Annotated in this window: 12 protein-coding genes and 1 pseudogene; 1 reads left to right on the top strand and 12 read right to left on the bottom strand. The window is 51.3% G+C overall.

All coding sequences use genetic code 11. The annotated features are described in order from the left end of the window. The 10 genes from DBO31_RS01415 to hslO all read right to left on the bottom strand — a co-directional run. Window positions 1–200, bottom strand: a 200-nt coding sequence (locus tag DBO31_RS01415) for a P-loop NTPase (protein WP_150824260.1), incomplete at its 3' end; no start/stop codon positions are given. 21 nt (window positions 201–221) lie between these two features. Further along, the gene (gene mrdA, locus DBO31_RS01410; protein WP_059075898.1) at window positions 222–2057 is read right to left on the bottom strand and encodes a penicillin-binding protein 2; all 1836 of its coding nucleotides are present in this window, start codon (window positions 2055–2057) and stop codon (window positions 222–224) included. Window positions 2058–2085: 28 nt separating this feature from the next. Then, window positions 2086–2592 carry a rod shape-determining protein MreD gene (gene mreD / locus DBO31_RS01405; protein ID WP_150824259.1) on the bottom strand — a complete coding sequence of 169 codons (507 nt, stop codon included), beginning with the start codon at window positions 2590–2592 and terminating at the stop codon, window positions 2086–2088. Next, entirely contained in the window at window positions 2589–3509 is a 921-nt protein-coding gene (mreC, locus tag DBO31_RS01400; RefSeq protein ID WP_075581104.1) for a rod shape-determining protein MreC, read from the bottom strand. The genes mreD and mreC overlap by 4 nt, the downstream gene beginning before the upstream one ends. 2 nt (window positions 3510–3511) lie before the next feature. Beyond that, complete coding sequence (locus DBO31_RS01395) at window positions 3512–4552, bottom strand: rod shape-determining protein (protein ID WP_059075895.1); 1041 nt, start codon at window positions 4550–4552, stop codon at window positions 3512–3514. Between the two features lie 239 nt (window positions 4553–4791). Beyond that, on the bottom strand, window positions 4792–6081 hold the full coding sequence (locus DBO31_RS01390; protein ID WP_150824258.1) for an amidohydrolase: 1290 nt from the start codon (window positions 6079–6081) through the stop codon (window positions 4792–4794). A 16-nt stretch (window positions 6082–6097) separates the two neighbouring features. Then, window positions 6098–7339: an adenosylhomocysteinase gene (locus DBO31_RS01385; RefSeq protein WP_059075935.1), complete on the bottom strand. Its 1242-nt coding sequence runs from the start codon at window positions 7337–7339 to the stop codon at window positions 6098–6100. Window positions 7340–7344: 5 nt separating this feature from the next. Then, window positions 7345–8403: an S-methyl-5-thioribose-1-phosphate isomerase gene (mtnA, locus tag DBO31_RS01380; protein ID WP_059075893.1), complete on the bottom strand. Its 1059-nt coding sequence runs from the start codon at window positions 8401–8403 to the stop codon at window positions 7345–7347. Then, a complete protein-coding gene (gene mtnP, locus DBO31_RS01375) occupies window positions 8403–9197 on the bottom strand; it encodes an S-methyl-5'-thioadenosine phosphorylase (RefSeq protein ID WP_150824257.1) in 795 nt (264 codons plus the stop codon). The genes mtnA and mtnP overlap by 1 nt, the downstream gene beginning before the upstream one ends. A gap of 6 nt (window positions 9198–9203) precedes the next feature. Further along, window positions 9204–10085: an Hsp33 family molecular chaperone HslO gene (gene hslO, locus DBO31_RS01370; protein WP_150824256.1), complete on the bottom strand. Its 882-nt coding sequence runs from the start codon at window positions 10083–10085 to the stop codon at window positions 9204–9206. 144 nt (window positions 10086–10229) lie between these two features. Here hslO and DBO31_RS01365 point away from each other — a divergent pair, with 144 nt between their 5' ends. Continuing rightward, window positions 10230–10700, top strand: a complete 471-nt coding sequence (locus tag DBO31_RS01365) for a DUF6173 family protein (protein ID WP_234995348.1) — start codon at window positions 10230–10232, stop codon at window positions 10698–10700. Between the two features lie 76 nt (window positions 10701–10776). Here DBO31_RS01365 and ribE read toward each other — a convergent pair whose 3' ends face one another. Then, on the bottom strand, window positions 10777–11241 hold the full coding sequence (ribE, locus tag DBO31_RS01360) for a 6,7-dimethyl-8-ribityllumazine synthase (RefSeq protein ID WP_059075890.1): 465 nt from the start codon (window positions 11239–11241) through the stop codon (window positions 10777–10779). A gap of 44 nt (window positions 11242–11285) precedes the next feature. Further along, window positions 11286–11555, bottom strand: a pseudogene (locus tag DBO31_RS01355) (riboflavin synthase); the annotation flags it as partial.

Here is an 11555-nt window from a genome sequence, read left to right as displayed (position 1 = left end):
CGCTGCTTCATGACATCGACGGCATCATACAGGACCTCATCCTGTACGCCAAAAAGCAAATCGAGGTCACGCAGACCCATATCAGCATCGGCTGCCAGCACCGTATATCCCTTTTTGGCTAATGAGACAGCCAGAGCGGCCGTGACCAGAGTCTTGCCGACGCCGCCTTTACCTGAGGCAACAGCGATTATATAGGACATGGGAAATAGCTCCTTTCTCTATCAATTCTTTTTATCTTTCCCATCATGAGCAGGGCTCTTGCCATCAGCATAAGCGCCTACCTGGAAAAATTCTTCCAGCATGCTCTTGGCGACCGGGCCGGAAGCCAGGGCACCAAAACCGCCTTGTTCCGTCAGGACGGCTATGACGATGCGGGGATGATCAAAGGGGGCATAGGCGACAAACCAGGCATGATCGGCACCGCCAAAATTTTCTGCCGTCCCGGTCTTGCCGGCTACCTGGATGGGGAATCCGGCAAACAAGGAACCGGCTGTCCCCGATTCTTCCGCAACGTTGCGCATCCCTTCCCGGACCAGGTCCAGGGTGGATTTGGAAACAGGCAGCGTTCCCACCTGTTCAGGTGCAAAAATCTTATAGGGCGTGCCATCGAGATTGTCGATGCGGCTGACCAGGAATGGTTTGTACTGGATGCCGCCATTGGCGACTTCACTGACAATCATGGCAGCCTGCAGGGGGGTAACCAGCTGGAACCCCTGTCCGATTGCCGAGTTGAATGTATCGCCGAGATACCAGTCTTGATTGAAATTCTTCTTCTTATATTCTTCACTGGCAACCAGCCCTGTCGCTTCACCGCGCAGGGCAATACCCGTTTTTTTACCCATGCCGAACATGCGGGCATATTCGGCCAGTTTATCGATGCCGACACGACGCCCTAATTCATAGAAATAGACGTTATCCGATTTGGCCAGTGCTTCCGTAAAATTCAGCCAGCCCAGCGCTTCGCCGCCGGCGTTGCGCATATCGACCAGCCAGTGACGGCCACTATCGAAAATCAATTCATCAGGCGTGACCTTCTTCAATTCCAGAGCGGCCGTACCGGTAATCAGTTTGAAGGTTGATCCGGGAGGATATTCGCCGGCAATGACACGGTTTTCCATAGGATGAGCCGGATTATTATTGATCTGGGCCCATTCCTTTTCTGTAATTCCCCGGGTAAACCAGTTCGGATTATAGGAGGGACGGCTGGCCATAGCCAGGACAGCTCCCGTATTGGGGTCGATAGCCACGGCGGCAATCCCATGCGTACCGATACCGTTGGCAACCTGCCGGTCCAGGGCATCTTCTGTTGCTTTCTGTAAATTGAGATCAATAGTCAGATGAAAATTATGCCCCGGTACAGGGTTTTTGCGTTCCATTTCCTTGACCGGCGTACCGCTGGCATCGACCTCGACCTGACGGCCGCCATCCTTGCCGCGCAGCAGGTCATCATAGTACGCTTCCAGACCGGCCCGGCCAATCTGGGTGATGCTGGAAACGCCTTCCTGTCCCTTGAGCCGTTTCATATCTTCTTCGTCGATCTGCCCGACATAGCCGAATACCTGCGCCGCCATGGAATTGTACGGATAATAGCGGATTGGCTGGACATCGACAGATACGCCCGGCAGGTCATTGCGCCGTTCTTCCACCCGGGTGACGATATCCTGTGTCAGGTCCTGGGCCAGGATTGTCGGTTCAAAGGAGTTTTTCCCCTTGGCAATCTTTTCCTGCAGCTTATCTTTGGGAACATTGAGCAGTTTGGACAGAGAATCCAGTTCAGCGTCCGATATTCCCTTTTTTGTCGGGACGTAAGTAACCATGAAACTGGGCCGGGAACCGACGAGGATCTGGCCATTGCGGTCATACATGACACCACGCATGGCGGCTATGGGGATAGCCCGCAGGCGGTTGCCGTCTGCCAGCCCATGATAATAGCTGCCTTCAAATAACTGCAGGTATACCAGTCGGCAGATCAGGGCCGCAAAGATAAAAATGACAATCCAGTACAGATAGCGGAACCGCCCGTCCTGGTTCTTTTTTTTCATTAAAGCTTCTAGCATGTATTACACTCCTCGTGCTTCAGGCCTGTCAGCGGAAATCGGCAAAACTATAATACATCTCTTTACGGCGCAGCTTCCAGACCAGATGGTCCACTGGCAGCGCCAGGATTCCGTGATAGATAAGCATGGGCACACTGAATTCAACAAGATATGCGATGATATTGATATACTGCCCGGAAACGATCAGGACAAGGCAGGTCAGGACCAGGTCCAGGAAAGTCGCTGCCAGCACAACCAGCAAGGTAAGCAGCCATTGTTCTTCTTCTATGTACTGGCCGATGTAGCTGGCTATGCAGGCGATGATCAGATACGGCAGCAAGTGGATGCCAAAGAAATTGCCAAGGACGACATCCTGGGCAAATCCGCCTAAGAGCGCCGTATAGATTGCCACTTTTTTTCCGTGATGGAGCGACATGAGCACCACAAATAGAAAAATCAGATTGGGCTGGGTCACGCCGCCGAAAAGGAAGGGAAGCACCGATCCCTGCAGTATGAATACGACGAAGGCCGTAACCAGACAGGCTAATTTTCTCATAGTGTAGCAGCTCCTTTGACTCCTTCTACTTTATCGCGTTGTGTCTGCGGCACGAGCTTCGGTGAAACATCGGGTTTTTCATAAGAGGAATTGTCTGTCGAATGAGTAATGACAAACACCTCTTCCAGTTTCGAAAAATCGACGCCGGGACGGATGACGGCATATTTGACGAAATCATTGTCATCCTGGTGAATGGACACGATGGTGCCAATATACAATCCCTTTGGATAAATGGATCCGAAACCGGACGTTACGAGCGTATCGCCTTCGAGAATGTCAGCGTCTTTGGCAATATTGACAAACTGTGGTTCTGTCGGGACGTTGCCATTCCCGCGGACTACGGATGAAACGCGGGATTCCGGGCGCTGTACAATAGCCCCGATGCTCGTTCTGGGATCAGTCAGGAGCTGTACCCGCGACGAATGGGGATACACGTCGCTGATGAATCCTACGACGCCAGCCGGGGTCACGACGGCCATATTTTCTTCAATGCCGTCTTCACTGCCGATATCGATGACCATCGTATTGCTCCACGTCCCATAATCACGGGAAATGACCGAACCGGCCCGCACATTGAACTGACGGTGGGCAGCTTTAAAATCCAGAAGCTCGCGATACCGCTTATTTTCGGCCAGGATTTCATCATAATCGACGCTGCGTTCCTTTAATTCAGCATTTTCTTTTTCCAGAGATTCCCATTCAATGCGGTTTTTCAGACTGATATCTACGATGTGGAACGTAGAAGACAGAGTATCCATGATGCGGCTGGCACCGTATTCAAACGGCGCCGCCACAATCTGCAGCGGTTTGGTAATAAAAGGCAGGGAATCCCGTTGGCGCCAGGCCCAGCCGACAACAGCTATGATAATGAATAATACGAGTACGACGATGATACTCTTTTTACCGAACGAATACAATGTTAAAATCTCCTTCTGTAAATACGTTCTGCCCCTTCGATGAGAGCACCTAATTTTTCTCTGTCATGGAGAGCCTTGCCGGTTCCGCGGGCGACGGCCAGCTCAGGTTCAGCCGCCAATACTACGGGCACCCCCAGTTCCTGGGAAAAGAGCTGATCCATGCCGTGAAGCATAGAGCCTCCCCCGGTCAGGACGATACCGCGTTCCATAATATCTGCTGCCAGTTCCGGCGGCGTTTCTCTCAGGACATCCTGAGCCAGATCCAGTATCTTGACCAGCGGTTTTCCCATGACCCGGTAGATTTCACTGGATTTGACGCCCACTTCCTGCTGCAGGCCGTCGTCTATGCCACGGCCTGTAAAGTAGTACCCCCGGTCTTCCAGTGGCAGAACGGCTGAGCCATTATGTATCTTCATTTCTTCCAGTGTCGAATCTTCTGTGACAATGGCATACTGCTGGCGTATATATTCTTTAATGGCATCATCAAAATCGAGGCTGCCCAGATGAATGGAACGGGACAGGACAATGCCTCCCAGGGAAATGATGGCTATATTCGTCGTTCCTCCGCCGATATCGATGACCATATTCCCCACGGGGTCATAGACAGGCAGACCAGCACCGATTGCTGCAGCAGCCGCCGTTTCAATCAGATACGCTTCTTTGGCACCGGCCTGGAAAATAGCTTCCATGACAGCTCTTTTTTCTACATTGGATGCAGCCGCCGGTACACCCACCATGATGCGCAGACGCTGCACACTGCGGACACACTTGCTGAGCAGGTACCCCAGCATGGTGCGCGTCACATTATAATCGGCTATGACGCCGTTTAAAAGGGGCCTGTGGATCTTAACCGTTTCTGGTGACTTGGCAAGCAGCTGTTCTGCTGCATGACCGACGGCAATCGTCTTGCGGTTGCGTTCGTCTGTCGCCAAAATGGACGGTTCCGACATGACAATGCCCCGTCCTTCTACGAATACCTGTGTCGTACAGGTTCCCAAATCTATCCCAATATTTTTCGTTAATGGTGAAAACATCGACCCCATGTCATTTCCTTTCGCTGCACACCTTACCGGTATGTATTATATTTCATTGCTACAGTCATTCATATATTTTATCACAAACCCTGCTTATGAACCAGTGTCATACAGAAAAAAGCGGCCGGGAATTTTCCGGGCCGCTCACTTTTCCTGTCTCCGTTGCGAAGATACATCCGATAATCCGCAACGAAGCCATATATCCTGAAACACCCTGCAGTCACAGCTGCAGAATGTCCTTTACAGTATTATAAGGAAGCAAATAGTTTAATTTTTGTCCGTTCTGCCTCGGATTTGACTTTTTCAATATCAATAGTCGTAAATTCTTTGTTCCGCAACAAAACTTTGCCATTGACCAGGACCGTATCGACATCCATGCTGTTAGCCGCATATGCCAGAAGCGACAGCATATCATGACGCGGATACCAGTGAAGGCCGCTGCGGTCTATGAGGGTAATATCAGCCTTATACCCCGTTTCCAGCCGGCCTATATCACGATAGCCCAGTGCTCTCGCTCCACCTTCGGTTAGCATCTGGACAGCTGTTTCCGCAGGAATGACCAGTGGATTCAGCGTATCGGCCTTATGTACCAGTACAGCCAGACGCATTTCTTCCATAATATCCAGATTATTATTGCTTGAGGCGCCATCGGTCCCGAGACCGACGACAATGCCTTTATCCAGCATCTTGTGAATCGGGGCAAAACCACTGGCCAGTTTCAAGTTGCTGCCCGGATTATGGGCAACACGGACGTGCTTCCTGGCCATGATATCCAGGTCATCATCGTCCACCCAGACACAATGAGCCGCCAGGCATCCCGTATCGAACAACCCCAGTTCGTCAAACCAGGCAATAGGCGATTTGCCGTACTGCTTTTTGATATTTTCCACTTCCCCTTTCGTTTCTGAAAGGTGGGTGTGGATTTCTGCTCCCAGTTCATGGGCCAGATCAACGACCCGGTGCAGATAGTCCGGCGTGTTCGTGTATGGCGCATGAGGGCCGAGCATGACCGTGATGCGGCCATCTCCTTTTTTATGCCAGTCCAGGAATAATTGTTTACTTTCTTTAAGCGCCGTTTCCGCGCTGGGCGTGATGCCCGTCATCCCCCGGGACAGGCAGGCCCGGATGCCCGATTCTTCAACGGCCCGGGCCGTATCGTCCATGAAGAAATACATATCGGCAAAACTCGTCGTGCCACAGCGGATCATTTCGGCAATCCCCAGCATGGTCTGAGCATAGACGACATCGCCGTCGAGGTGGTCTTCAGCTGGCCATATTTTATGTTGCAGCCAGTCCATGAGATCCATGTCGTCGGCATAGCTGCGGAACACCGTCATGGCAATATGATTATGAGCATTGACAAATCCTGGCAGAGCCAGCATATTGTGACCATCGATTACTTCGTCATAGGCACAGAATAATACGTCTTTATCCTTTGGGAAACCTGTGATTTTGTCATCGGTGATTTCGATGTTCTGGTGTTCGCTGACCGTATGATTCTGATATATGCCGACATTTTTAATCAGTGTCTTTTTCATCCCTGTCACAGCCCCCTTAGTCCAGATTGAGGTATTTCCGCTGTTCTTCCGACAACGTATCGATGGCATATCCCATAGAAGCTAACTTAATCTTGGCAATTTCCGTATCAATTTCATGAGGCAGGACATATACGTGATTTCCCAGTTCGCCATGATGTTCCAGGATATATTTGGCAGCCAGAGCCTGGACGGCAAAGGATAAATCCATGATTTCTGCCGGATGTCCGTCACCGGCAGCCAGGTTGACCAGACGTCCTTCAGCCAGAAGGTTGATAACATGGCCATTGGGAAGTTCATATCCTTCAATATTGTGGCGGGCTTCAAAATGACGTACCGCTAACGCTTCCAGTTCCGGCTTGTTGATTTCTACATCAAAGTGACCGGCATTGGCCAGAACGACACCGTCTTTCATGTTCTTCATATGTTCTCCGCGGATGACATCCTTATCACCCGTGAGGGTAACAAAAATATCCCCGACTTTTGCCGCTTCAGCCATAGGCATAACTTCAAACCCGTCAAAAACGGCTTCAATCGCTTTAATGGGATCGACTTCCGTAACAATGACATGGGCGCCCAGTCCCTTGGCACGCATGGCGCAGCCTTTGCCGCACCAGCCATAGCCGGCGACGACGACGCGCTTGCCGACGACGGTCAGATTGGTCGTGCGCATGATGCCGTCCCACGTAGACTGACCTGTGCCATAGCGGTTGTCAAACAAATATTTGCAGTACGAATCGTTAGCCGCAATCATAGGGAATTTTAATGCCCCCGCTTTATCCAGACCGTGGAGGCGGTTGACCCCCGTCGTCGTTTCTTCCGTGCCGCCGAGAAGATGTTCCATCGCATCGGCCCGGGTCGTATGCAGGAGATGTACCTGATCGCCGCCATCATCGATGATGATGTCCGGATGGTGATCCAGAGATTTATTGAGGAAACCGAAATATTCTTCATCCGTCGCACCGTACCAGGCATAGACGGTCAGCCCGTCTTCCACGAGCGCCGCCGCTACATCATCCTGTGTAGACAGGGGATTGCTGCCCGTAACGATGACATTGGCTCCGGCCCGGTGCAATACTTCGGCCAGGTAAGCCGTCTTGGCTTCCAGATGGACACTGACGCATATTGTCTTCCCCTTAAAGGTCTGGTCTTTCTTCAATTGATTGCCAATGGCATTTAATGCCGGCATATGCCGGTCTACCCAGCTGATTTTTTCATGACCACTTTTAGCAAGTGAGATGTCGCGAATAACAGATTCCATAATCATTAACCCTCTTTTCTAAAAAATGTCGCCAGGATAGCGTCATCCGGATGGTGGATGACGCCTTTTTCTGTGATAATACCTGTAATATAGTCATGAGGCGTAACGTCAAAGGCGGGGTTGAACACGTCTACGTCAGGACGTGTCGTCACGATGCCGCCCAGGCGGCGCACTTCATCATGATTCCGTTCTTCTATAGGGATAGCCGCCCCGTCGGGTATGGTCAGATCGAAAGTAGAAGCAGGCGCTGCTACATAAAAAGGAACATTGTGGGCACGGGCCAGGACAGCGACGCCATACGTGCCGATCTTATTGGCCGTATCGCCGTTGGCGGCAATGCGGTCCGCCCCGACGACGACGGCGTCGATTCCCTTTGTCTTCATGACCCAGGCTGCCATGTTATCAGTAATCAGTGTAACCGGGATATGGTCGTCCATGAGTTCGGTCACAGTCAGGCGTGCTCCCTGCAATAATGGTCTCGTTTCATCGGCATAGACCTGGCGGACAAGCCCCTGACTGTGCAGAGTACGGATGACCCCCAGGGCCGTACCGATTCCGGCTGTAGCCAATGCCCCGGCATTGCAATGAGTCAGGATTGTCAATGGCTGCCGGGATTTTCCCAACTCGCCGGCACCGTAACGGCCTATACGACGGTCCATTTCCGCATCATCCCGTTCAATAGTACAAGCACCTTGTTCCAGTAACTCCACCGTTTCTGCCACCGTATGAGAGGACAAAGCCCTTCTCGCCAGATTCATCTGCTGTTGTACGGCCCAGTGGAGATTGACTGCCGTAGGCCTGGCCCCGTCCAGTCCCCTTCCGGCTTCAGCCAGCCGGATTTCAAATTGTGTTTTATCCGGCTCATCGGCTGCAATATCCCGGGCGGCCAGAACCATGGCATAAGCAGCTGCTACCCCGATAGCCGGAGCTCCCCGGACGGCCAGTATGCGGATGGCATCGCGTACTTCCTGCCAGCGGGTACAGCAGAGATATCGTTCTTCTCCCGGCAGCCGCGTCTGATCAAGCAGCTGCAGGGCGTGATGTTCCCAGGCTAATGTTTTCATCAGACAGAAAAACCTCCATAATCTTTCAGTGTATGACGGCATGAACAATCGCGGTCATCATACAAATCCACTGCACGCATGACCAGTCTGCGCAGGCGTTTTGAATTCTGCACCATTTTTTCGACCACCTCTGCATGGGTCAGCGGAACGGGTGAAATGCCGGCAGCGTAATTGGTGACCATCGAAATCGTCGCATAGCACATTTCTGCTTCCCGGGCCAGGCACACTTCCGGCACGTTGGTCATCCCCACGATATCGCCGCCCAGTTTATCAAACATCTTGATTTCCGCTGGCGTTTCAAACCGCGGTCCTTCCGTACAGACATAGGTCCCTGATGCATGGAGCGGGTAAGACAGTTCCTGGGCTGCCCGTACTACTGTTTCTCTCAGGGACGGACAATACGGCTCGGTCATATCGACGTGAACGACGCCGTTGCTGCCGCCATCAAAAAACGAACCGTGGCGGGAATGACTGGTAAAATCGATAAACTGGTCAGGAAGGACAAAATCATCTGGTTTATAGTCCCTGTTGATAGCCCCGACGGCAGTCGTGGATAAAATCGCCGTAACGCCCAGTTTCTTCAGCCCCAGGATATTGGCCCGGTAATTAATGAGATGGGGCGGGATGGAATGGTATTTGCCATGGCGTGCCAGAAAAATGATTTCTTTTCCTTTATACGTTCCCCGCGTGTAACGGATGGTCCCGTAATAATTTTCCATCTGCCCCGACGTCACATGGTCCAGCATTGTCGGGTCACAAAGTCCCGTTCCTCCGATAATAGCAATATGTCCCATACAATATCACGTCTCTTTCTGTTCAAACAGCGCCACCAGTTCATCGTGGCTGATGACATATCTGGCACCGCAGTACTGACAGGTCATCTCCACCTGCGGATCGTTCAGTAACTCTTCCTTATCAGCCGGGCGCAATGACATGAGTACGTTTTTTATGCGGTCCCGTGAACACGTGCAACGCCAGGATAACGGCTGGCGATATAATTCCTTATAATGCATGCCACTCAGGATGATACCGGCCAGCTCTTCTCCATCAGGATGGCCGCTGAGATACGATGTAATCGGGCCGATACAGGTAATATTCGCTTCTACCCGTGCCAAATCCTCATCTCTGGCTCCCGGCAGAGCCTGAACCAGGAATCCACCCGATGCCGCAATGGAATAATCTCTGGCTACAAGTACACCCAGGCTGATCGTCGAAGGGACCTGTTCCGATGTGAGGAGATAATAGGCCAGATCTTCGGCAATTTCCCCCGATACGAGTTCGGCCTGACTGGTATAAGTCATCTTTTCAGGCGTAAAGCGCGTCACCGAAAGCTGCCCATGCTGGCCCACGGCTCCGCTGACATCGAGTTTGCCATTCACTTTAAGCGGGATATCCAGCTGCGGATGATCGACGTATCCTCTGACATAATGAGAATCAAAACAATCGGCATGGACGGCTCCCAGAGGACCGTCACCATTGAATTTCAGTGATACACCTTCATGATTCTTATAATCTCCCGCAAGAAGGACCGCACCAGTCATAGCCCGCCCCAGGGCAGCAGATGCTACGGGGGACAGATTGTGGCAGGTCCGGGCTTTCTGGGTAATCGTGCGCGTCACGGCGACAGAAACGCGAATCAGTTCGTCTGACGTATAATGTATAATTTTATCTTCCATTTGCATAAGTAACGTATCCTTTCTCCGTAATAAGGTACTTTATATTATACTATTCTGGTACGGAAATTACTAGTCATCTCGTAAAGCAGGAATCCTCCTGTACATTGTCGAATAAAATATATACAGGAGATGCAGAGAGGAGGACTTTATATGACAGAAGAAACGAAAACCGCTGCCAACCCGGTGGAAACCAATCCGGTCCTGAAGCAGACCACAAAAAAAGAAGACGAAGAGACAAAGCTGGTGCTGGTCAATCCTGCCGGGGCTTCTGATGAGGAAGAAGATCCGGAAACTCCTTATCTGGCTTCAGATATGTACAAACGGGTAGTGACGTTAATCAATAAATTCGAGGAAGACCTGCCAGATGATCTGCAGGCTGGCGGCCGTCTCGTATCAGCCGGCAACATCACCTTTTCTATCCAGGATGTCGGCTATTGGGACCCGAACATGATTGTGTTCTACGGAGAACTGGAAGACGGGTCCCGCGTTGAACTGGTCCAGCACTTGTCCCAGCTGAACCTGCTGCTCGTGGCCGTCAAGCGTACCAACCCGGAAGAACCGCGCCGGGTCATCGGTTTTACGACAAGTCCGGAGCCGGATATCGAAGAAGATGACCACTGAGTCCGGCTGGCCAATCATTTCCATAAATAGTTAAAAACGCTGCACACGATGGATAGTCGTGTGCAGCGTTTTACTCTTATAATTCTTTAATGAGATTGACCATTTCAATAGCGCTGGTTGCCACGTCAAAGCCTTTATTACCAGCTTTTGTACCGGCCCGTTCGATGGCCTGTTCGATATTTTCCGTCGTAATGACGCCGAACAGGACAGGGACGCCCGTCTTGAGGCTGGCCTGGGCAATCCCTTTGGCTGCTTCGTTGCATACCAGATCATAATGGCTGGTGGCTCCGCGGATAACGGCTCCCAGGCAGATGACGGCATCGTATTTGCCCGATTCAGCCATTTTCTGGGCTATGAGGGGAATTTCAAAAGAACCGGGAACCCAGGCTGTCGTAATGTCATCATCGGATACACCATGACGTTTCAGCGCATCATAGGCCCCGCCGAGAAGACGGCTGCAGATGAATTCATTAAAACGAGCGACGACAATACCCACTTTAATACCAGAACCGATTAATTTACCTTCTTTTACTTGTACCATTTGTACCACTCTCCTAATATGTATGTAATATTCTATTTAGCGGATTAAAATCCATTTTCCAACAACATTTCCATCGTAACGCCTTTCGGGCTTTCTACGGGGCCTGTTTCCATAAAGCGATGAATGTATTTGCCGACGATATCCGTTTCCAGATTGACAATAGCACCGGGATGTTTACCCATCAGTGTCGTATGACTCATTGTATGGGGAATGATGGATACGGAAAACTGGCTGCTTCCGGCAGAAACGACAGTCAGGCTGATTCCATCAATGGTAATGGAACCTTTTTCTACGATAAAGGGCGCCATGTCCTT

This window comes from Megasphaera sp. DJF_B143 (assembly GCF_900320625.1).
GTDB classification, from domain to species: Bacteria; Bacillota; Negativicutes; order Veillonellales; family Megasphaeraceae; genus Megasphaera; species Megasphaera hexanoica.
This window is presented reverse-complemented; position numbering and strand designations above follow the sequence as displayed.